Below are 21,056 nucleotides of genomic sequence, written 5' to 3'. Positions count from 1 at the left end.
CAAAATGCAGGAAAGTTTCGCAAACGACCGGCTCGCAGCCGTTCTGAAACGGCAATGTGCGGCAACGTTCGGATCGGCCGGAACGCTGGGCCTGCTTGTGCTGGCGGCTTTTTTTGCCGGGCTGGCCGGCCCCTTCGGCACCTATGATGCGTTTGCGCCGCTCGAACGGCATCTCTACTGGCTGCTGGTGGTTGCCGGAACCGCCGTCGCCGGACATCTTGCCGGAACGTCCGCCGAGGTCCTGCTGGCCCGGCGCGGTTTGCCGCTTCGGCTCCGCTTGCCGATCGCCGCGGCCATTGCGGCCGTGCCGGTCTATTGCACCGTCGTCGCCATTCTCCTTGCCTTCGGATCGAGGCCCGGCGCATCCGATCTGCTCGTCGTGTTCGCTCAGTGTGCAGCGGTGACCATGGGCATCGCCCTGCTGCCGTCATTCCTTGCCGGACATGCAAAAAGGCCGCGATCGCCCGTCGCGCCGAAACTGATGCGGCGGTTGCCGCCGGGCAGACGCGGCCGGCTGATCAGGCTGGCGGCGCAGGACCATTATGTCGAGGTCGTCACCGCCCGGGGCAGCACACTTGTTGCCATGCGGTTCCGGGACGCGATTGCCGAGGCCGCGCCCGAGGCCGGTGCGCAGACGCACCGCTCGCACTGGGTCGCCCGGCACGCGGTGTGCGGCAGAGGCCGTCTGGACGGCAAACCGGTGCTGCTGCTCAGCGAAGGATCAAAGGTTCCCGTGGGTCGCACATTCAGGACGGCGGTCAGAAATGCGGGGCTGGCGTGAACCGTCAGCCGGCAAGGTGGCCGATGATCAGCGGCGTGCTGTCCCAAAGCAGCCTGACGCCGGCCAGCGCGAGCAGAACATGGACGAGCGCCGTGAAGCGGGACTGATCGACGATCCCGTGCAGCCGGAAACCCAGAAAAACACCGAGCAGCAGCAGCGGCGAGAGGGCAAGACTGAGGCCGAGGCTGCCGGGCGTGTAATGTCCGAGCGCCCCGTAGGCGACGGTTTTGATGAAATTCAGCATGAAGAAGAAGATGGTGTTGGTTCCGACAAAAGTGGATTTGTCCAGCCTCTGGCGCAGGAGATAACCCTTGACCGGCGGCCCGCCGGCATGGGCGATGAAGCTGGCGAACCCGGAGATCGCGCCAAGAGCAAGGACAAACCCGTCATGGTGCGGTGAGCCGGCATTGTCGCGGCGCACCGTCAGGAGATATTGGGCCACGAAGGAAAGGGCGAGGACGCCGACCGCAAATCGGATAAGCGCCGTGTCCACGTGGCGGAACGTCAGCGCCCCGAGGGCCAGGCCGATCAGAGCGCCGGGCAAAAGCATCCGAACCACCCTGGCGGACCAGTTCCTGCGGTAATGCCACACGATGATGATATCCATGCCCAGGAGGATAGGCATCATCACCGCGGCCGCAAATTGCGGCGTTACAAAAAGGCTCATGAGCGGGACGGCCATAATGCCCAGCCCGCCGCCAAAGCCGCTCTTGGAGAGCCCCGTCAGTATGATGGCGACGGCAGCGACGACATAAAATTCCGGTGGCACGTTCAAATCAGACCTCCGACGTGGTTCGCCGGAGGGATAGACCGGTTGGAGTTATCTGAAAAATGATTTATTTCTATTGAATAAATCGGAAATAGAGATTTAATTATGGACCTTGCCGCTCTCGAGAGCTTCGTCACCGTATGCGAGACCCTGAGTTTCTCCGAAGCGGCGACACGTCGCAACACGGTTCAATCCGCGATCAGCGCGCATATCGGCAAGCTGGAGGATAAGGTCGGCCAGACCTTGTTCGAGCGGGGGCGGGGCCGCAAGGTTCACCTGACCCCCGAGGGCACGGTTTTCCTTGCCTATGCACGCCGGATCCTTGCCCTGTCGGACGAGGCGGTCGAAACGATGCGCGGCGCCGGCGCGCAGCCGGTGATCCGGCTCGGCACGACGATAACGCTTGCGCTGTCTGTCGTTCCCGTTGCGCTCGGACGCTTCGCGTGGATGCACCCGGACGCTCAGATCCAGGTCTCCTGCGACCGAAGCGATGCTCTGGCGGGCCGCCTCGATGCCGGTGAATTCGATCTTGCCTTCATGATGGATCAGGGCAGGCGGCCGGGCCGCGTCTTCGTCGAGGACACGCCGCTCGTTTGGGCCGCCGGCGAGGGCTTCAGCGCCGATCCCGGCCGCGATGTCCCGCTGGTTTTCCTGACGGACGGACGCGACCTGCGCCGTTTCGCGCTGGAGGCGCTCGACCGCATCGGCCGCCGCGGCTTCATCGCCCATACGAGCCCCGACCCCGTGGGTGTGCGTTCATTCGTCGCTGCCGGGCTGGCGGCAACGGTCATGCCCGCGCTTTCCGTCGTGGCGCCACTGCGCAGGATGGGCGAGGCCGAGGGCCTGCCGCCGCTCAAGAGTGTCGCGCTCTCGCTCTATCGCAAGGCTGAAGGCCGCCGTCCCGACATTGACGCGCTGGTTTCCGTGATCCACGAAGGCGCGCGAAGCCGCCCATAGGGGCGTCAATCCCCGGTGTTACTGTCCGCAGCCGCCGCGGGCACGGCCCGTCCGAGCACGTCCAGCACCCGTTCGATGAGCCGTTCCTGTTCGGTTTGTTTTTCCGGAAGATCGAGCCAGTCGTCGATCAGCAACTGCGCAAGGCCGTGGACGAGCGACCAGGCGGCGATGCCGAGCGGCCTGATATCCGCCGCGCTCCCGCCCGTTCCGGGCTTGAGCAGTCTCACCGCCTCTACGCAGCGCGCCTGAGCCATCTGCGCCGCTTCGTCAAGCCCCGGATACTGCTCATGATCGGCAAATTGCGGACCGAACATCAACTGATAGAGCGCCGGCCTGCGGCGTGCGAAGCTGATATAGGCCATTCCGATCGCCCGGGACCTCAACGCATCGTCCGCCTGCACCACCACCGCCTCGTCAATCGCCGAGACGAGATCCCGAAATCCCGTTTCCGCCACCGCCGCCAGCAGCGCCGTCTTGTTGTCGAAATGCCGATAGGGCGCCATGTGCGACACGCCGGCCGCGCGCGCGACCAGCCGGAGCGACAGGGCATCCGTACCCCGGCTTTCCAGAATCCCGATCGCGGTTTCGGTCAGTTCCGATTTGAGATTGCTCAATGCAGCGATCCACCATGTCCGTTAGGAAAGAGTGTCGCAAATAGTGTTTACACTGTAAACACCATGCGTTAGTTTACAGTGTAAACATAGGTGAAGCACAGCGTTGAAACACAGAGTTGAAACACAGAGTTGAAACACAGGGCTTCACCGCACTCGCACCAATGTTCGGGGCACAGGATGAAAACCTATCTGCTGGTGAATGTCGCGCTGTTGTCGCTGCCGCTCTATCTGCTGGGCGCGTGGCTTTTCTCTCCGGTCGCGGGCGCGGCTGTGGCCTTCGCCTATGCGCTCGGCTGGTCGCTGGTGACGCGCGGGCCGAAGATGCCGCCGGTGTTCGAGGCCGCCCTGATGGCCGGCCTGTTCCTGGTCCTCGCCGACCGGATCCTGAACGTCCGGCCGCTGATCGGGGCGCCGACCGGTATCGTCCTATTGTGCCTTTCCGTCGGCGCGGCGTGGAGCGTTGCCATGGGCAAGCCCTGGACGGCGGCCTTCTCGGCCGCCGAATATGGCGGCGCCAGCCGCACCCCGCTTTTCCTGTTGGTCAATATGATCATGTCGGCCTTCTGGGCCGTCCTGTTCGCCTGGCTCGGCGTCGCCGTGATCCTGGATCTGCCAGCCATTGCCAACTGGCTGCCGGCCGCCTTCGGCGCGCTCGTATCCATCGTTCTTCCCAGGGCCATCGTCGCCTTTGCGCTGAAGCAGGGCGCCAAGGGCGACCGCCGCAACAACTGGGCGCCGCCGGACTTCTCCGGCGGCCTGCCGGATACGGCAGAGGCGGACGAGGTTTGCGACGTTGCGGTGGTCGGCGCCGGGATCGGCGGCCTGACGGCTGCCGCGCTGCTGACGCAGGCCGGCCTGAACGTGCGTGTGTTCGAACAGCATGTGGTGCCGGGAGGGTTTGCGCACACCTGGCTGCGCAGGGCGCGCCTGCGCGATCCGCAAACCGGCAAGGCGCTCGTCTTCCGTTTCGATTCCGGCGTTCACGATGTGTCAGGCTGGCATCCGGGCGGTCCGGTCCGGGCGATGTTCGAACGGCTCGGCATTGCCGGCGATTGCCGCTGGGAACGGCTGGACCACCGCTATACGCTGGCCGGCAGGACCATCTCCGTTTCGCGCGACTGGCGCGCTTACGCCGCCGATCTCGCAGCGGCCTTCCCGCAGGAAGCCGACGGCATAAAATCCCTGTTTGAGGACATTCACGACGTCTATCGCGCCACGTACGCCAATGCCGACGAACGCGCCGGCGTACCCGGCGCGCCGACGACGCCCGAGGGGCTGCTCGCCTTTGCCGATGCCCATCCGCTGGCCGTGGCCTGGATGGACCGCCCCTGGACTGAGTTTGTCGCCCGGCATGTCACCTCGCCCGAGGCGCTCGAGTGGATCGACATGCTCACCGACTATGTGACGGACGATCCGCAGCAGTCGCTCGTCTCCGACCTGGTGCCGCTCTTCGGTTACTATTTCAACGGCGGCTACTATCCCGTCGGCGGGTCCGGCGTGCTCGGGGAAAGCCTTGCCGCCGCGGTGGAAAAATACGGCGGATCGGTTCATCTGCGCACGACCGTCAGGAGGATCGTTGAGGAAAACGGGGCCGCGGCGGGCCTTGTTGTCCGGGATGTCCATGGGGCCGAGCGCCGCATCCGCGCCAGGGCCGTCATATGCAATGGCGATCTGCGTCTGATGCTGGACGGTTTGCTCGAAAATACCTCGATTGCTGACCGGCTCGAGGCGCAGACCGGCGCCGTCCGGCCCGCCTGTTCGGCCATGGCGGTTCATCTCGGCCTGCGCGGCGCGCTTGATCTGCCGCCTGTCATCCACGTCGATGGCGAGGACGGAGGCGTCGGCATGATCATGCCGTCCGTTGTCGATCCGACCTGCGCGCCGGACGGTTATGCGACGCTCGAGCTGTTGCGGCTCATTCCCCATGACGAGGCGAAAGACTGGTTCGCCGGGTGTGATGACGAGGACCCGAACCTTGCGGCGCTTCGCCGCTCCGGCGCCTATCGCGACCGCAAGCGGAAGGCATGCGATGCGATGGTGGCCTGCGCCCGCCAGATCATACCCGATCTCGACGAGCGGATCGTCTACCGCGCCGACGCCAGCCCCGTGACGTTCCGGCGCTACACCCATACGGCGGACGGCGCGATCTATGGCGTGCGGGCGAAAGACGACACCGTCCCCGTCAAGACGCCGCTGCGCAACCTCGCCCTCGCCGGCGCCGCCACCCACGGCCCCGGCATAGAGGCGGTCGTGATCTCGGGCGCCTATGCGGCCGAGGCGCTACTGCCGGGACTGCTGGCGGCCGTTCCTGAAACGGATGCAGGACGTCAGGCGGACAACAAAAAGCCTGAGCCGGCCATCGCGTAAGGCAAGCAGATACGGCCCCGATGAGGGATTGGGATCAATTTATCTGTAGCTTTGAGAATGGTGCCCAGAAGATGTTGGTCGTCGCATCGGGCGCGACTACGATTGGGCGTTTCCCACAATTCCTAAGCCGAAAGAAAATACAAAGATCACCTTCGATAACATTGAGAAAGACGTTGAAATGGATCATTGGCGGCCGCGGTATCGTTGGGCATCGCAACATGTCTTTGCCACGGCGTAAGGGGCTTTAATATTGAAGGATGGCCCGGCAGCTAGATTGGTAGCTAAGTGCCGGGCCGTTGGTGACTGGAGGTCAATCCCGGCACCAAAGCTGTGTAGTGGTTAGAAACTGCGGGCCAACTGCATGACAAACGTCCACTCGTCGTCGATCAGCTGATCACCGCCCACGCCGTTGAAGTAGGTGCCGGAGCTGACTTGGGTGTACTGAGCATCCGCGGTAACAGAGAACTGGTCTACCGGCGTCCACTGAAAGCCGCCAGATACGGCCCAAGCATCAACACCGGAACCAGTGTTCAGGGGCGTGTAAAAACCGGTGAAATACTGGCCGTTGACGTAACCGTTCACTTCCGGCGTGAACTGATGGCCGTAGGCGGCCAGAACCGACCATTCCGGCGTCCAGGTCTGACCGGCATAGCCGACCGTTGCGCCATAGGCTGTGTTGCCGGTCGCGTAGAAGCCCTGCACAATCAGGTTGCCAGCCGCACCAATGTCGGCATTGAGGCCGAGCTTGACGCCAACTTCACCGGTGCCTGCGCCAGCAGCCGCACCACCAAGGGCATTCCACACATCATCGTCAACGCCGTTGTCCTGGTCGTAGCCGACTACGCCAAAGACGGTAACCCCGCCGAAGACACCGCCCAGGCGTCCGACGACATCCGGCACCCAACTGGTTGTGTCCGCGTCGTCTTCCAGTGACACGGCGGCGAACCAGTTGGCTTCGGTAAATTGATACTGCAGCATATTGCGCTGCTGATAACCGAAACTGCCGTCATAAATACCCTTGCCGCCAAAACCGGAGAGACCGCCATTGGTGGAGTAGACCCAGGCCGATTCGGTGTATCCGGCCAACAGACCGCCCAGTTCCAAATAAGCCTGATCCATGCCGTAGGCGGCATCGGTGCCGGGGGTGCCGTCATTTTCCGCCTGAATGCGCAACTTGCTGTTCAAGACACCAAATTCGGTATCGTTCTTGGCGTCCACCGTCAGGCGGGCGCGGGCTTTGGTGCTGTAGCTGTCGCCACCCGCATTGGAAAGGCTGAAGGTGTCTGTGGCGTCGTCATAATCCAGCGTGGTCTTTTCGCCAGCGGCAATGACGCGCATCCGCACTTGACCGCTCAGCTTGAGGCAGGTCTCGGAACCGGGGATATAGAAATAGCCCTCTCCGAAGGCGTCACAAACCCGGACATATTCCACGGGTTCGGGTTCAGCGGCCACAATGGCGTCGGCCGAGAGAGCCGGTGAAGCTGCCACCACGGCCGTGGAAGCAAACAAAAGAGTTTTAAGATGCATAAGCTGATCTCCAACTGATGAAAAGGACAGTTGGCGACCGGCTGAAACTGCAACATTATTATTCAATTTTGTACAAACGGCTCTGTGAAGCGGTTTGTTTGCTTGGCACTGGCTTGGCTCCGTGTTATCACATAGCCATTGGTTGGTTATCTGTCTGAAAATACAGCATATTCTCTAGAGGACACACTATTGAATAATAGTGTTGCACAGTCGCCACAACGACTGCTAAGGGTGGTATATTGGTTAGTATAAATCCAGACAAAGCAAGAATAATGTTGCAGGATAACGCCAGCTTCATGAATTCAAGGATGCGTATCTATGATAAGCGCAACCAAAGGCTGTATATAAATGCGCCGGAACGAAAACTCTTCTTGGTTGAGGCCAATAAATCGGGACTACCAGTGCGGGCTTTTTGCCTCACTTTACTTTATACCGGCTGTCGTCTTTCTGAAGCACTCGAACTCACCACCGCTTCGATTGATCCTGCGAGCGACTTGCTGTCTTTCCGAACACTCAAAAAACGGGATCGGCATCACATAAGAGAAGTGCCGGTTCCTCCAGAACTCTCCGACATCCTGAATACCCTCAAAGAGCAGCGCCTAAATGAAGGTCCGGCCGACCGGAAACCTCTTGCCTTATGGACACACAAGGGCCGGCCGCTTAACCGCATTACCGGCTACCGCTGGATCAAGCGGATCATGGAGAAGGCCGACATACACGGCGCTCAGGCCAGCCCCAAGGGCTTGCGCCACGGTTACGGTGTCTATGCTCTGCGCATGGGCATACCACTCAACATGCTATCCAAGTGGATGGGACATGCTTCCATGGCAACGACTGCCATCTATGGCAATGCGGTCGGTTCCGAGGAATTGGAGATCGCGGGGCGAATGTGGGGGTGAACATAGCTACCATATTACACTGCCATAGAGCGGAAATAACGGTGGCTCAAAAGGTGATCTCGAATTGGGTTTGTAAGAAAAAGTCAATAAAAACAATAAATTATAAGTAAAAATGGTGCCCAGAAGAGGACTCGAACCTCCACGACCATGCGGTCACCAGCACCTGAAGCTGGCGCGTCTACCAATTCCGCCATCTGGGCATTGCAACTGTGCGGGCGTGATGTAAGGCCGCTGCCCTTGCATGTCAACGGTTTATTTGGCCGCGCGCCGGGGCTCACAGCAGGAACGGAAAGCCGCCCTCGTGCTTGAGCAGTTGGATTTTTGTCTCGATCCCGCCCTCGCCCGAAAACCCGCCGATTCCGGTGGCCGAAAGCACCCGGTGACAGGGAATGATGATGGGGATCGAATTGGCGCCGCAGGCCTGGCCGACGGGCTGGCCGTAGGTGTCCAGGTCCCTGGCGATATCGCCATAGCTGCGCGTCTCGCCATAGGGAATGGCGATCATCTTTTCCTGCACCTGGCGTTCGAATTCGCTGGAGGACAACTCCAGCGGCAGGTCGAAGGATGTCAGCGTGCCGTCGAAATAGGCCGTGAGCTGACGTTCCGCCTCGTCGAGCAGTTCAGTGCGCGCCGTCTGCGGATAGGCGCCGGTATCGCGGTCCCAGAAGAGGCGGATGATCCGGCCGCCTTCCTCGATCACGACAATGGTGCCAAGCGGCGTATCGATATGCGCCACATGGCGGCTTTGCCTGCGCGACGATGACTTCTGGCTGTCCAGCGATTCGAGTGGCTTGGTCATGGTTTGATCGTAGTTGGGTTCCGGGGGTTGTCAAATATTCAGGTCGCGTGCCGGCGAAGCAAAATAACGCTTGCCGATCCGCCATTTAGGACTGCCACGAATTCCAGTCAAATTTGATTAATAACCTCAATATTTCAACAAGTTATATTAATCACGGTTACCCATAGTTTTGTCTTGAAATGATCCTCAACGGGTCATTTTTCTTCCCATTTGCCACCACAAATCCGGATCACAGTCGCAGCTGTCCGGCAAAGGGCCGGGCGGACGGGTCAGCTCCCAAGACTTTCGACCCGCCCTGTAAACATAAGGAGAGTACCAATGAAACAGCTTCTTTTGGCGATGGGATTTACCGCATTTTCGATGGCAGCCTATGCCGCAACGGTTGATTTCACCACCGCCGATGCCGACGGCAATGGCGTGGTCACCATGGAAGAAGCACAGGCAGCCATGCCGGACATGTCTTCCGACGCTGTGGCCGCGGCGGACAGCGACGGAGACGGGGTTCTCACCGTAGCCGAATACGAAGCGTTGGCCAGCCAGTAACTGGCGCTACCCCTCTCACATGTTCCCTACGGGCAATGATCGGAACATGTGTGCTACTGGCTGATCGGCGCTTTTGCCGGGGCCCCCGCCATGAGACCCGTGGCGGGGGTTCTTTTGTTTGCGATGCGTAGCACCGCTGCTCGGTTTTTTGTCCTCACGGTTGAGCGCGGCTTCGCCGCTAACCTCCGGACGGGGCGGGCCATAAGGCCCGACGCGCGGTCGCGCTTGCGGTGCTGCGCACCGGGTTCTTTTTCCATGATATCTTTGCAAGGAAAAATGGTTCGAAGCTCGCAGAGCTTCGCAAGGCCGACCGGCCGTCGCCGCTCATGCGGCGCGCCCGCGCAGGCCAGCCGCGAAGCGGCGGTGCGGCCGTGAGCGATAACAAACAAGGCGCTCAACCGTGAGGACAAAACCAATTAAAAGCGCAGCCGCGCAGCGGCGGTGAGCGCAAAACCCCCGCGCTACTCAATCATCCTTCATCTTCAACGCCGCGATGAAAGCCTCCTGCGGGATATCGACCTTGCCGAACTGGCGCATGCGCTTCTTGCCGGCCTTCTGCTTTTCCAGAAGCTTGCGCTTGCGCGTCGCATCGCCGCCGTAACATTTGGCGGTCACGTCCTTGCGCAGGGCCGAGATCGTCTCGCGCGCGATGATCGTGCCGCCGATCGCCGCCTGAACGGGAATCTTGAACATGTGCCGCGGAATCAGGTCCTTGAGCTTCTCGCACATGTCGCGGCCGCGTTTTTCCGCCGCATCCCGGTGCACCATCATCGACAGCGCGTCGACGGGCTCGCCATTGACCAGAATCTGCATCTTGACGAGGTTGCCGGGCTTCAGATCGGTGATCTGGTAGTCGAAGGAGGCATAGCCCCGGGAGATCGATTTCAGCCGGTCGTAGAAATCGAACACCACCTCGTTGAGCGGCAGGTCGTAGGACAGCATCGCCCGCGAGCCCACATAGGTCATCTCGATCTGGATGCCGCGCCGGTCCTGGCACAGTTTCAGGATCGGCCCCAGATATTCGTCCGGCGTCAGGATCGTCGCGCGGATCCACGGCTCGTGGATCTCGGCGACCTTGACGATATCCGGCATATCGGCGGGATTGTGCAGCTCGCGGCGGCTGCCGTCGGTCATGACGAGTTCGTAGACGACCGAGGGCGCGGTGGCGATGAGATCGAGGTCGAACTCGCGCTCCAGCCGTTCCTGGATGATTTCCAGATGCAAAAGGCCGAGGAAACCGCAGCGGAAGCCGAAACCGAGCGCCGCCGAGGTTTCCATCTCGAAGGAAAAGCTCGCATCATTGAGCCGCAGCTTGCCCATGGCGCTGCGCAGATCCTCGAAATCCGCCGCATCGACGGGAAAGAGACCACAGAAGACGACGGGCTGCGCCGGTTTGAAGCCCGGAAGCGCCTCCGTCGTCGGCCGCTTCTCCTCGGTGATGGTGTCGCCGACGCGCGTATCGGCCACTTCCTTGATCGAGGCGGTGATAAAGCCGATCTCGCCGGGGCCGAGCGCGTCCACATTGACCATCTTCGGCGTGATGATGCCGACCCGGTCAACGGGGTATTTGGCGTCCGTTCCCATCATCCGGATGGTCTGGCCCTTTTTCAGCACGCCGTCGATCACCCGCACCAGGACGATGACGCCGAGATAGGCGTCGTACCAGCTGTCCACCAGAAGTGCTTTCAGCGGCGCGGCCTCGTCGCCTTCGTGCGGCGGCGGCAGCCGGTGGACGATCGCCTCCAGCACCTCCTCGATGCCGAGGCCCGTTTTGGCGGAAATCTCGATAGCGTCCGATGCGTCGAGGCCGATCACCTCCTCGATCTGTTCCTTGACCCGCTCCGGTTCGGCCGCCGGCAGGTCGATCTTGTTGAGGACGGTGACGATCTCATGATCGTTGTCGATCGCCTGGTAGACATTGGCCAGCGTCTGCGCCTCGACGCCCTGGCTGGCGTCGACGACAAGCAGCGAGCCCTCGCAGGCCGACAGGCTGCGCGAGACCTCATAGGCGAAATCCACATGGCCGGGCGTGTCGATGAGATTGAGGATATAGGTCTCGCCGTCCTTTGCCTCGTAATGCAGCCGCACCGTCTGCGCCTTGATGGTGATTCCGCGTTCGCGCTCGATATCCATATTGTCGAGCAACTGCTCGGACATCTCCCGTTCGGCAAGGCCGCCCGTCGTCTGGATCAGCCGGTCGGCGACGGTCGATTTGCCGTGGTCGATATGGGCGACAATCGAGAAATTGCGGATGCGCGAGAGCGGGATACTGGATGATGCGGTCATGGCAGGCCCTATAGAGCAAATCATGGGGCGCTGAAAAGTCATTTTGCGGGCAAAGACGCCATCAGGCCGCCGGCGGCACGAAGACCGCCGCGACGCCGCTGAACTCAATCGCTCTTCGTGCTGCTCTCGATCACGAATTCCCGGTCCGCCGTTCTGGTCTTCTTGCCCTCGTGCGAATGCCAGTTCAGCGCCTTGTAGTCGAAGCCGTGTTCGAGCGTCGGCTTGACGACGCGGAAATAGGGCGACAGGTCGAAATCGCGCGGCGTGAACAGCGAATGGTGCCGGATATGCAGGATCTCGCGCCGCGAATATTTCGATTGCGCCGTCATATGGCCCGGCATGCGGCGGATTTCCGGCAGGATCGGATAACGGACCCGTTGAAAGGCCTGCGCGATGAGCGACGAACAGATGGCCCGCGTCGGATCGCCCGATCCGAAGGACAGCATGCGCCGCCGCCAGCGGACCGGCACCGGCGGCGTCGGCAGGAAATAGCGCAGCATGTCGAAGATGTTTTTCAGGTCGTATTTGGTTCCGATGCTCGAGATCATGAAGTCGACCACGGCGCGGCGGTCGTCGCCCGTCAGGCCGACCGGCCGGCATATCCTCGTATTGTAGGTGGCGTATTTCTTGAGCGGTACCGCGACGCAGCCTTCGCCGATCACCACCTCGATGAGTTGCAGCCTTTCGGCGCCCTCTTCCGGCTCGCCGCAGGCATCGCCGACATAAAGCGCCGCATGCGACCAGGTCGACTGCGTGAGATATTTGATCGCCGCCGAGATTTTCTGATTGCCCTCGACAAGGAGGATGTCGCCCGGCTGCAGGGTGCGCTCCAGCGTTTCGGGGTCCGACGGCGTATAGGGCTGGTAGCCCGAGGTCTCGCTGCGCAGGCGGCCCGCGACCCAATAGCCCAGCCGGTCGAGAAATGTATCTTGCGATACGGTCTTTGAAGTGTCCTCCGCCATATCCCTACTATTTGGCGGCACGCCGACGATATCAAGATGCGTTTCGACACGTTCTTTTGATATTGCCGCGATTGTTCGTTCCGCGGAATTCGATGTGGCGCGGGTCATCGCGCTGGTGACGAGCAGGCGCAAAACCCCGGTGATGCCGCATCGTCGCTCGGGGCGCTGGGGCAGATGATTGCGTCCCGTTGAACGTGATGGAGAAGCCGCTTACTCGGGAATGGAGCCGACCATCAGCTCGTCGCCGTTTTCGATATCCACCCAGCGGCCGGCGTGGAACGATGCCTGGCGCTTGAGATAGGTATAGGGCGTGTCGATCCACATCTTCACCTCGTCCTCGAGGTTGTCGAGCACATAGTCTCCGTCCGAGGTGCGCAGCGTCAGCACCGCGTGACCCTCGCCGTTCGGCTTGCGCACGACGGTGATCAGCAGATCGGCCGGCGAGAAGCCGTGCTCGATCAGCATGGCGCGCTTGAGCAGCACATAGTCCTCGCAGTCGCCGACGACATCGGGATAGGACCAGACCTCCTCGCGGCCGTGGATTTCGTAATCCGTCATCGGCATGACGGCGTAATTGACGGACTGGTTGACCTCGCGCACGACGGTCCAGCCGTAACTGGTCACCCGCGGCGGCGCTGTGCGAACCCCGGTTCCCCGGCATTCCGCGCGGTTGCGCTTGCAGAATTCATAGTGACCGATGGGCTGCGATGTGACGTCGCCGACGACCATGGACGACCCCGTCGGCTGCGCGGCCATGACGATCGGTGTCGACGACATCGCGACGAGACAACCGGCAATTGCAGCCTTCAAAAACACGCCCTTCATAGACGACCCGTCCCTGTACGCCCCTTATAATCGTTAATAAACAGTTAAGATTGGGGACGGGTCCTGAGTCAACAAACAAACCGGTGAAGTTCTGTTTATGGTTACCGAGAGAACGGACAAGTGTTGCAGTTCGGTCATGCCCCGGTCATCTGACCGGCGGCATTGAGCAGGAGGGCGATATCCTGTGGGCGGGAAAGCCGGTGATCTCCGTCCCGCACCAGCGTCAGAACCACATCGTCGGCCGGCAGGTGCTCGATCAGCCGCAAAGCATGGCTGTAGGGCACGTCCGGGTCCTCCATGCCTTGCAGGATATGGACGGGGCAGCCGGTTTCGATCATGCCGCTGAGCACCAGATTGCGCCGGCCGTCCTCGAACAGGGCGCGCGTGTACACGTTCGGGTCCGGCCCGTAGGGCGTTTCCTCTTCATAATAGCCCTTGTCCTCAAGGTCCTTTCGCTGCGCGTCGTTCAGCAGCGGCTCGTGCAGGACGGACGTGAAATCGGGCGCCGGCGCCAGCAGCAAAAGACCGTGGATCCGGTCCCCGTGCCCCGACCCCTTCAATTCCTGCACCATCCTGAGCGCGATCCAGCCGCCCATGGACGATCCGACCAGCACCTGCGGCCCGCCGGCGAACCGCTCGAGAACGGCAAGGCTCTCCTCGAGCCAGCGGGAAATCGTGCCGCGCATGAACGCTCCGCCGGATTCGCCGTGGCCGGAATAGTCGAACCGCGTGCATTCAAGGCCCTTCTCGCCGGCGAAACGGTCAAGCTCGACCGCCTTCGTGCCGGCCATGTCCGACCGGTAGCCCCCGAGCCAGAAAAGGCCGGGCTTGCCGCTCGTTGCGCCGCTGCGGTGCCGCACCGCGATGGCACGCCGGTCCTCGCCCGTCCCCACGTCGATTTGCTCTGCTGCTTGCGTCATTCCATGATCCTGTTTGTGTCGCCCGAAGATTGCCGCAAATAGGTCTGCGGCGAACGGATCGTAAACCAAAAGCACGGGCCGTGGCGGTCTGCAAAGCCCCCGGCGGGTGATTTTTTTCACAAGTCATGCTATTGACTTGATTGCGGCGATGGTGACATTGCCGCCTCTGTCCGCACGCGCTCGCCGCGCACCGGACATTGGAGCGAGAAACGAAACAGCCAGGGAGACTACGGCCATTCGCAGACCATTCAGAGCGCCGCCGCCGACCAATACCGGACCGCGCGCCAACCAGGACATCCGGGTTGACCGGGTGCAGCTTATCGACGATGAGGGGAACAATCGCGGAGACGTTTCAATAGAAGAAGCGCTCGAAGTCGCGCAGGACGCGGGGCTCGATCTCGTGGAGATCTCCCCTAATGCCAATCCCCCGGTTTGCAAGGTTCTCGACCTCGGCAAGCTGAAATATCAGACGCAGAAGAAAGCCGCCGAGGCCCGCAAGAAACAGAAGACCGTCGAGGTCAAGGAAATCAAGATGCGGCCGAACATCGACACGCATGATTACGACGTGAAGATGAAGGCAATGAACCGCTTTTTCGACAGCGGCGACAAGGTCAAGGTGACGTTGCGTTTCCGTGGACGCGAGATGGCCCACCAGCAGCTCGGCATGCAGCTGCTCCAGAAGGTCAAGGAAGACACGGTCGAGATTGCCAAGGTCGAAGCCGAGCCGAAGCTCGAGGGCCGGCAGATGATGATGGTGCTGGCACCGAAATAAGACACAGCAGTTCGAACGCCGCCGGCGCGGGATACGGGGTCAAAACCGCTTGCGCTGGCGTTCATTGGCGGCTATAAGGCCGCGTCCGAACCGTCCGGCAGGGCATGCCGTGGCGGTTTTGAATGCAACACTGTCCCCGAACGAGAAACCGACCCGGCCCGCAAGGGCGCTCAGGCGGTTTTGTCGGCCCGGCCCGAAAGGCGGGGTGTCTTCAAAAGGGGCAAACAACAAACGGGCCGCATCGACAGCCTGAAAACGGAGTAGCAAAATGCCCAAGATGAAGACGAAATCGTCTTGCAAGAAGCGGTTCAAAATCACCGCTTCGGGCAAGGTCAAATCCGCCGCCGCAGGCAAGCGCCACGGCATGATCAAAAGATCCAACAAGTTCATTCGCGACGCACGCGGCACCATGGTTCTGTCCGAGCCGGATGCCCGCATCGTGAAGAAGTTTATGCCGAACAGCCTTTAGGGCTGCGCATTCCGATCAAGGAGCTTAGATCATGGCACGCGTAAAACGGGGCACGACCGCCCACGCAAAACACAAAAAGGTTCTGTCGCAGGCCAAGGGCTATTACGGCCGCCGCAAGAACACGATCCGGACCGCGAAGGCGGCCGTCGATCGTGCCAAGCAGTATGCCTATCGCGACCGCAAGACCCGCAAGCGCAATTTCCGCGCCCTGTGGATCCAGCGCATCAATGCAGCCGTGCGCGAGCATGGCCTGACCTATGGCCGTTTCATCGACGGCCTCAACAAGGCCGGCATCGAGGTCGACCGCAAGGTGCTGTCCGATATGGCGATCAACCAGCCCGAGGCTTTCGGTGCGCTGGTGGAGAGCGCCAAGGCGTCGCTCGCCTATCTTAAAGACACCACACCCAATGCTTTTGAAGGCGCTGTCCGCTAAGCCAGCGCTTTCCCAGGCACGACATTGAGAATTTGGGAAACCCGCGCTGGCTGGACCGGCGCGGGTTTTTTTTACGGAGCAGCGAGATGCTGAAAGACAACGGGACGATGGAAACGACGACGATGGCTGATCTGGAAGAGCTCGAACAGGCCATTCTCGCCGAGATTGCCGCCTCGCAGGACGAACAGGCGATCGAGGCCGTCCGCGTGGCGGCGCTCGGCAAGAAGGGCAGTGTTTCGGAAAAGCTGAAGACCCTCGGAAAGATGAGCGCCGATGAGCGCAAGGTCATGGGGCCGGCGATCAACGGCCTGAAGGCCCGCATCGCCGATGCGGTTGCCGAACGCAAGGCGGCCCTGCACGACCTCGCGATCGAGGCGCGCCTCGCGAACGAGACGGTCGACGTGACCCTGCCGGTCCGCCGCTCGCCCGCCGAAGCCGGGCGCATTCACCCGATTTCCCAGGTGGTCGACGAGATCACGGCGATCTTTGCGGATATGGGCTTCTCCATCGCCGAAGGGCCGGATATCGAGACGGACTATTACAACTTCACCGCCCTCAACTTCCCGGAAGGCCATCCGGCGCGGGAGATGCACGACACCTTCTTCCTCAATGCGGGAGAGGATGGCGAGCGCAAACTGCTGCGCACACACACCTCGCCGGTGCAGATCCATTCGATGGAGCGGCACGAGCCGCCCTACCGGATCGTCATCCCCGGCAAGACCTACCGCTGCGACAGCGATGCGACCCACTCGCCGATGTTCCATCAGCTCGAGGGGCTTGTCGTCGACAAGAGCGCCAATGTGGCCAACCTCAAATGGGTGCTGCAGGAATTCTGCAAGGCGTTCTTCGAGGTGCCGCATATCAATATGCGCTTCCGGCCGTCCTATTTCCCGTTCACCGAGCCGAGCCTGGAGCTCGACATCCAGTGCGACCGGTCCGGCAACGAGGTCCGGTTCGGGGAAGGCGATGACTGGATGGAGATCCTCGGCTGCGGCATGGTCAACCCGAACGTGCTGCGCAATGTCGGCCTCGACCCGGATGTCTATCAGGGTTTTGCCTGGGGCATCGGCATCGACCGGCTTGCGATGCTCAAATACGGCATGCCGGATCTGCGCGCCTTCTTCGACGCCGATGTGCGCTGGCTGAACCATTACGGTTTCCGGCCGCTCGATATGCCGACCCTGTTTTCGGGCCTGACGCCCTGAACGGGGTGATAGACACATTATTCGCCCGCTCCGCGCGGGCCCATCTGGATCACGGATAGACCGATGAAATTTACGCTTTCCTGGCTGAAGGATCACCTCGAGACCGATGCGACGCTCGAAGAGATTGTCGATGCGCTCAACATGATCGGACTGGAGGTTGAGGATGTCGACGACAAGGCCGACCTCAAACCCTTTGTGATCGCCCGTGTGCTCAGCGCCGAGCAGCACCCGGACGCCGACCGCCTGCGCGTGTTGAGCGTCGACACCGGCAGCGGCGCGCCCGTGCAGGTCGTGTGCGGCGCTCCCAATGCGCGTACCGGTCTCGTCGGCGCGTTTGCCGCGCCCGGAACCTATGTGCCGGGCATCGATCTGACGCTTTCGGTCGGCAAGATCCGCGGCGTCGAAAGCCACGGCATGATGTGCTCCGAACGGGAGCTGAAAATGTCCGACGAGCATGACGGCATCATCGATCTTGAAGGCGATTTCGAAATCGGTGCCAGCTTTGCCGCCCATGCCGGGCTGGACGATCCGGTGATCGAAATCGGGCTGACGCCCAATCGCCCGGACTGTACGGGCGTGCGCGGCATCGCGCGGGATCTGGCGGCCTATGGCCTCGGTACGCTGAAAGACGCGCACACCCCGCCGGCCGGCGGCAACGGGCCCTGCCCCGTCAATGTCTCGCTGGAGTTCGGCGACACGCAGTCGCTCTGCCTCGGTTTCGCGCTGCGCATGGTACGCGGTGTCAAGAACGGCCCCAGCCCGCAATGGATGCAGCAGCGGCTGACGGCCATCGGGCTTCGGCCGATCAACGCCCTGGTCGACATCACCAACTACGTCACATTCGACCGCGGGCGGCCGCTGCACGTCTTCGACGCCGGCAAGGTGCATGGCGATCTCGTCGTCCGCCGGGGCAAGGCCGGTGAAACCGTGCTCGCGCTGGATGAGCGCGAATACGAGGTCAATGACGACATCTGCGTCATTGCCGACGACAATGGCGTTGAATCCATTGCCGGGATCATGGGCGGCGAGCGCTCAGGCTGCGATGAGGGGACCAGCGACGTCCTGATCGAATCGGCCTTGTGGGACCCGAAGAACATTGCCCGCACCGGCCGTGATCTCGGTATCATCACGGACGCGCGCTACCGTTTCGAACGCGGCGTGGACCCGGCCTATATGGCCGAGGGCATGGAGCTTGCGACCAAGCTGGTGCTGGACCTGTGCGGCGGCGATCCGACCGAACCGGTCATTACCGGCTATGAGGAACCGAAGCCGAAGGTCATTGCATTCCCGCTTCCTGAAATCCGGCGGCTCACCGGCATTGACGTGCCGCGCGATGACGCGATCGGGATATTGAAGCGCCTCGGTTTCGAGCCGCAGGGCGACGGTGAAACCGTCGATGTTGTGATTCCCACATGGCGTCCGGATATCGACGGCAAGGCCGACCTTGTGGAAGAGGTCATGCGCATTTATGGCGTAAACCGCATCGACCCGCAGCCCTTGCCGCGCCGGGCGCATATCGGCGAGCGCATCCTGACGACACTCCAGATCCGCACCCGCATGGCGCGGCGCGCCCTGGCGGCGCGGGGCATGAAAGAGGCCGTCAACTGGTCCTTCATCCCCGGTGATCTGGCCGAATTGTTCGGCGGCGGCGGCAAGACCCTCAGGCTCGCGAACCCGATCGCCGCCAACATGTCCGACATGCGTCCGTCGCTGCTGCCGGGTCTTCTGGTCTCGGCCCAGCGCAATGCCGACCGCGGTCATGGCGATCTTGCTCTCTTCGAGGTCTCCGATGTCTATCAGGACGACACCTGTACCGGCCAGCATCGAATGGCCGCCGGGGTGCGTCGCGGCAATGCCCGGCTCGAAGGCAGCGGCCGCCATTGGGCAGCGTCCGCCGAACCGGTCGGCGTGTTCGACGCCAAGGCGGATGCGCTCGCCGCTCTCGAAGCCTGCGGCGCGCCGGTCGACGGCGCGCAGATCGAGGCGGGCGGACCGCACTGGTATCACCCGGGCCGCTGCGGCACCATCAAACTTGGTCCGAAAGTCGTTCTGGGCACCTTCGGAGAATTCCATCCGAAAGTGCTCGATGCCATGGGCGTCTCCGGCCCGGTCTGCGGTTTTGAGGTCGGTATCGATGCGATACCCGAACCGAAACGCAAGGCGACGCGGACCAAAACACCGCTTGAGGTTTCGCATTTCCAGGCGCTCAAGCGCGATTTCGCCTTCGTTGTCGATGAGGATGTCGCTGCCATCGACATCACCAGATCGGTTGCCGCCGCCGACAAGAAGCTGATTGTCGATGTCAGCGTCTTCGACCTCTTCGAAGGCCCTTCGCTCGGCGAGGGCAAGAAGTCGGTTGCCGTCGAGGTCGATATCCAGCCGGATGACCGCACGCTCACCGATGCCGATCTGGAAGCGCTGGCCGAGCGCATCGTCGAAAATGTCGGCAAAAAAACCGGTGGCGTCCTGCGCGCATAGTGTATGCTTTGCCGGCCGGTTATGCTTAAAGTGAGCATAACCGGCCGGTCGAGGGCGAAATCATGAACATGATCCTGAACACGGACAGTTACAAATACTCCCATTTCGCCCAGTATCCGCCCGAGACCGCGGCCATCTCGGCCTATATCGAGAGCCGGCCCGGAGGCCGGCACGATCATGTGTTGTTCTTCGGCCTGCAGATGTTCCTGAAGGAATATCTGACCCGGCGCATCACCATGGAGGATGTGGACGAGGCGGACGAGCTGGTAACGGCGCACGGCCTGCCCTTCAACCGGGACGGCTGGGAGCTGCTTGTCAGCCGTCACGGCGGCAGCTTTCCGATTTTGATTGAAGCCCTGCCGGAAGGATCCATTGCGCCTGCCGGAACGCCGCTGGTGCAGATCAGGAACACCGATCCCGACTTTTTCTGGCTGCCCACCTTTATCGAGACGGCGCTCCTGCGCGCCGTCTGGTATCCGTCAACCGTCGCGACGGTGTCTCACAATGTACGCCGTATCATCGCCGCGGCGCTGGAGCGTTCCTGCGACGATTACGGCGATGTTCTTCCCTTCCGGCTGCATGATTTCGGCGCCCGCGGCGCCACCTCGCAGGAACAGGCGGGCATCGGCGGCGTCGCGCATCTCGTCAGCTTCATGGGCACCGACACGGTGTCCGGCCTTGTCTATGCACGCAGATATTACGGCGAGCCGATGGCCGGCTTTTCCATTCCCGCCGCCGAACACTCGACCATGACGGCATGGGGCGAGGAACGCGAGGCCGAGGCCTACGGAAACATGATCGAATCCTTCGGCGGCGATGGCAAGATCGTCGCCGTCGTTTCCGATTCCTACGATCTTTATCACGCCGTTTCCGAGATCTGGGGCAAGGAGCTGCGCTCCAAGGTCGAACAGATGGGCGGCACCCTGGTTGTCCGGCCGGATTCGGGCGACCCGCAGGTTGTCCCGGTCGACACCGTCGACATGCTTGGCTCGATTTTCGGCCATTCCGTCAACAACAAGGGATACAAGGTCCTGAATCCCGCCGTCCGGGTCATCCAGGGGGACGGCGTGACGCCGGAGACGATCCGCATCATCCTCGACCGGCTCATGGAGCGCGGCTGGTCGGCCGAGAACATCGCCTTCGGCATGGGCGCCGGACTGCTGCAGAAGGTCAATCGCGACACGCTGCGTTTCGCCATGAAGGCCAATGCCAGGCAGGACATCTCCGGCAAATGGACCGGCATCCACAAGGATCCGAAGACCGATCCGGGCAAGGCATCCAAGCCCTTCCGCCAGGCGGTCATCCGCGAGGACGGAGAATATGCGGCCGTTCCGCTGAAAGACCTCGGCGACCGGGAGAACCTGATGCAGCCGGTCTGGGAGGACGGGCAGTTGCTGAAGGACTGGACCTTCGCTGAAATCCGGGAGAAAGCCGCAAAGGGAGGCTGATA

General features: G+C 61.8%; 19 protein-coding genes and 1 tRNA gene. 11 read left to right on the top strand and 9 right to left on the bottom strand.

Annotated elements, in window-relative coordinates:
- Positions 1-4: 4 nt before the first annotated feature.
- On the top strand, positions 5-781 hold the full coding sequence (locus AC5E6N_RS06735; RefSeq protein WP_491747090.1) for a LytTR family DNA-binding domain-containing protein: 777 nt from the start codon (positions 5-7) through the stop codon (positions 779-781).
- Positions 782-785: 4 nt separating this feature from the next.
- On the opposite strand, the gene AC5E6N_RS06730 is transcribed toward AC5E6N_RS06735, so the two are convergent.
- A complete protein-coding gene (locus AC5E6N_RS06730) occupies positions 786-1,550 on the bottom strand; it encodes a sulfite exporter TauE/SafE family protein (protein WP_491747098.1) in 765 nt (254 codons plus the stop codon).
- Between the two features lie 105 nt (positions 1,551-1,655).
- Between AC5E6N_RS06730 and AC5E6N_RS06725 the strand changes: the two genes are divergently transcribed.
- Complete coding sequence (locus AC5E6N_RS06725; protein WP_491747089.1) at positions 1,656-2,507, top strand: LysR substrate-binding domain-containing protein; 852 nt, start codon at positions 1,656-1,658, stop codon at positions 2,505-2,507.
- A 5-nt stretch (positions 2,508-2,512) separates the two neighbouring features.
- Here the strand turns inward: AC5E6N_RS06725 and AC5E6N_RS06720 are convergent, their stop codons facing one another.
- Positions 2,513-3,121, bottom strand: coding sequence for a TetR/AcrR family transcriptional regulator (locus tag AC5E6N_RS06720; RefSeq protein WP_491747088.1), 609 nt, complete (start codon positions 3,119-3,121; stop codon positions 2,513-2,515).
- Positions 3,122-3,298: 177 nt separating this feature from the next.
- Between AC5E6N_RS06720 and AC5E6N_RS06715 the strand changes: the two genes are divergently transcribed.
- Positions 3,299-5,488 carry a phytoene desaturase family protein gene (locus tag AC5E6N_RS06715; protein WP_491747087.1) on the top strand — a complete coding sequence of 730 codons (2,190 nt, stop codon included), beginning with the start codon at positions 3,299-3,301 and terminating at the stop codon, positions 5,486-5,488.
- Positions 5,489-5,827: 339 nt separating this feature from the next.
- Here AC5E6N_RS06715 and AC5E6N_RS06710 read toward each other — a convergent pair whose 3' ends face one another.
- Positions 5,828-7,015 carry a porin gene (locus tag AC5E6N_RS06710; RefSeq protein WP_491747086.1) on the bottom strand — a complete coding sequence of 396 codons (1,188 nt, stop codon included), beginning with the start codon at positions 7,013-7,015 and terminating at the stop codon, positions 5,828-5,830.
- 308 nt (positions 7,016-7,323) lie between these two features.
- Between AC5E6N_RS06710 and AC5E6N_RS06705 the strand changes: the two genes are divergently transcribed.
- Positions 7,324-7,914, top strand: coding sequence for a tyrosine-type recombinase/integrase (locus AC5E6N_RS06705; RefSeq protein WP_491689561.1), 591 nt, complete (start codon positions 7,324-7,326; stop codon positions 7,912-7,914).
- Between the two features lie 113 nt (positions 7,915-8,027).
- On the opposite strand, the gene AC5E6N_RS06700 is transcribed toward AC5E6N_RS06705, so the two are convergent.
- A tRNA-Leu gene (locus AC5E6N_RS06700) sits at positions 8,028-8,114 on the bottom strand.
- A 74-nt stretch (positions 8,115-8,188) separates the two neighbouring features.
- Entirely contained in the window at positions 8,189-8,713 is a 525-nt protein-coding gene (locus AC5E6N_RS06695) for a methylated-DNA--[protein]-cysteine S-methyltransferase (protein WP_491747085.1), read from the bottom strand.
- Between the two features lie 318 nt (positions 8,714-9,031).
- Here AC5E6N_RS06695 and AC5E6N_RS06690 point away from each other — a divergent pair, with 318 nt between their 5' ends.
- Positions 9,032-9,256 carry an EF-hand domain-containing protein gene (locus AC5E6N_RS06690; RefSeq protein WP_491689559.1) on the top strand — a complete coding sequence of 75 codons (225 nt, stop codon included), beginning with the start codon at positions 9,032-9,034 and terminating at the stop codon, positions 9,254-9,256.
- 465 nt (positions 9,257-9,721) lie between these two features.
- Here AC5E6N_RS06690 and lepA read toward each other — a convergent pair whose 3' ends face one another.
- The 4 genes from lepA to AC5E6N_RS06670 form a co-directional block, all read right to left on the bottom strand.
- Entirely contained in the window at positions 9,722-11,542 is a 1,821-nt protein-coding gene (gene lepA / locus AC5E6N_RS06685) for a translation elongation factor 4 (RefSeq protein ID WP_491747084.1), read from the bottom strand.
- Between the two features lie 104 nt (positions 11,543-11,646).
- On the bottom strand, positions 11,647-12,504 hold the full coding sequence (locus tag AC5E6N_RS06680; RefSeq protein ID WP_491747083.1) for a C40 family peptidase: 858 nt from the start codon (positions 12,502-12,504) through the stop codon (positions 11,647-11,649).
- A gap of 210 nt (positions 12,505-12,714) precedes the next feature.
- The gene (locus AC5E6N_RS06675) at positions 12,715-13,329 is read right to left on the bottom strand and encodes a transglutaminase-like cysteine peptidase (RefSeq protein WP_491747082.1); all 615 of its coding nucleotides are present in this window, start codon (positions 13,327-13,329) and stop codon (positions 12,715-12,717) included.
- 134 nt (positions 13,330-13,463) lie between these two features.
- On the bottom strand, positions 13,464-14,249 hold the full coding sequence (locus AC5E6N_RS06670; RefSeq protein ID WP_491747081.1) for an alpha/beta hydrolase: 786 nt from the start codon (positions 14,247-14,249) through the stop codon (positions 13,464-13,466).
- Positions 14,250-14,484: 235 nt separating this feature from the next.
- Between AC5E6N_RS06670 and infC the strand changes: the two genes are divergently transcribed.
- The 6 genes from infC (at position 14,485) to AC5E6N_RS06640 (ending at position 21,054) form a co-directional block, all read left to right on the top strand.
- A complete protein-coding gene (gene infC, locus AC5E6N_RS06665) occupies positions 14,485-15,021 on the top strand; it encodes a translation initiation factor IF-3 (protein ID WP_491747097.1) in 537 nt (178 codons plus the stop codon).
- A 268-nt stretch (positions 15,022-15,289) separates the two neighbouring features.
- On the top strand, positions 15,290-15,490 hold the full coding sequence (gene rpmI / locus AC5E6N_RS06660; RefSeq protein WP_220228947.1) for a 50S ribosomal protein L35: 201 nt from the start codon (positions 15,290-15,292) through the stop codon (positions 15,488-15,490).
- A 31-nt stretch (positions 15,491-15,521) separates the two neighbouring features.
- Complete coding sequence (gene rplT / locus AC5E6N_RS06655) at positions 15,522-15,923, top strand: 50S ribosomal protein L20 (RefSeq protein WP_491689555.1); 402 nt, start codon at positions 15,522-15,524, stop codon at positions 15,921-15,923.
- 122 nt (positions 15,924-16,045) lie between these two features.
- On the top strand, positions 16,046-17,128 hold the full coding sequence (gene pheS / locus AC5E6N_RS06650; RefSeq protein ID WP_491747096.1) for a phenylalanine--tRNA ligase subunit alpha: 1,083 nt from the start codon (positions 16,046-16,048) through the stop codon (positions 17,126-17,128).
- Positions 17,129-17,191: 63 nt separating this feature from the next.
- Positions 17,192-19,606 carry a phenylalanine--tRNA ligase subunit beta gene (gene pheT / locus AC5E6N_RS06645; protein ID WP_491747080.1) on the top strand — a complete coding sequence of 805 codons (2,415 nt, stop codon included), beginning with the start codon at positions 17,192-17,194 and terminating at the stop codon, positions 19,604-19,606.
- 62 nt (positions 19,607-19,668) lie between these two features.
- Positions 19,669-21,054: a nicotinate phosphoribosyltransferase gene (locus AC5E6N_RS06640; RefSeq protein ID WP_491747079.1), complete on the top strand. Its 1,386-nt coding sequence runs from the start codon at positions 19,669-19,671 to the stop codon at positions 21,052-21,054.
- Positions 21,055-21,056: the final 2 nt, after the last annotated feature.

Source organism: Hoeflea sp. (genome assembly GCF_984452065.1).
Note: the sequence above shows the minus strand (reverse complement) of the source record. Positions and strands in the feature narration are given on the sequence as shown.

Coding starts and splice junctions, on each gene's coding strand:
- AC5E6N_RS06735 (WP_491747090.1), top strand. CDS start 5: ATGCAGGAAAGTTTCGCAAACGACCGGCTCGCAGCCGTTCTGAAACGG.
- AC5E6N_RS06725 (WP_491747089.1), top strand. CDS start 1,656: ATGGACCTTGCCGCTCTCGAGAGCTTCGTCACCGTATGCGAGACCCTG.
- AC5E6N_RS06715 (WP_491747087.1), top strand. CDS start 3,299: ATGAAAACCTATCTGCTGGTGAATGTCGCGCTGTTGTCGCTGCCGCTC.
- AC5E6N_RS06710 (WP_491747086.1), bottom strand. CDS start 7,015: ATGCATCTTAAAACTCTTTTGTTTGCTTCCACGGCCGTGGTGGCAGCT.
- AC5E6N_RS06705 (WP_491689561.1), top strand. CDS start 7,324: ATGCGTATCTATGATAAGCGCAACCAAAGGCTGTATATAAATGCGCCG.
- AC5E6N_RS06695 (WP_491747085.1), bottom strand. CDS start 8,713: ATGACCAAGCCACTCGAATCGCTGGACAGCCAGAAGTCATCGTCGCGC.
- AC5E6N_RS06690 (WP_491689559.1), top strand. CDS start 9,032: ATGAAACAGCTTCTTTTGGCGATGGGATTTACCGCATTTTCGATGGCA.
- lepA (WP_491747084.1), bottom strand. CDS start 11,542: ATGACCGCATCATCCAGTATCCCGCTCTCGCGCATCCGCAATTTCTCG.
- AC5E6N_RS06680 (WP_491747083.1), bottom strand. CDS start 12,504: ATGGCGGAGGACACTTCAAAGACCGTATCGCAAGATACATTTCTCGAC.
- AC5E6N_RS06675 (WP_491747082.1), bottom strand. CDS start 13,329: ATGAAGGGCGTGTTTTTGAAGGCTGCAATTGCCGGTTGTCTCGTCGCG.
- AC5E6N_RS06670 (WP_491747081.1), bottom strand. CDS start 14,249: ATGACGCAAGCAGCAGAGCAAATCGACGTGGGGACGGGCGAGGACCGG.
- rpmI (WP_220228947.1), top strand. CDS start 15,290: ATGCCCAAGATGAAGACGAAATCGTCTTGCAAGAAGCGGTTCAAAATC.
- rplT (WP_491689555.1), top strand. CDS start 15,522: ATGGCACGCGTAAAACGGGGCACGACCGCCCACGCAAAACACAAAAAG.
- pheS (WP_491747096.1), top strand. CDS start 16,046: ATGGCTGATCTGGAAGAGCTCGAACAGGCCATTCTCGCCGAGATTGCC.
- pheT (WP_491747080.1), top strand. CDS start 17,192: ATGAAATTTACGCTTTCCTGGCTGAAGGATCACCTCGAGACCGATGCG.
- AC5E6N_RS06640 (WP_491747079.1), top strand. CDS start 19,669: ATGAACATGATCCTGAACACGGACAGTTACAAATACTCCCATTTCGCC.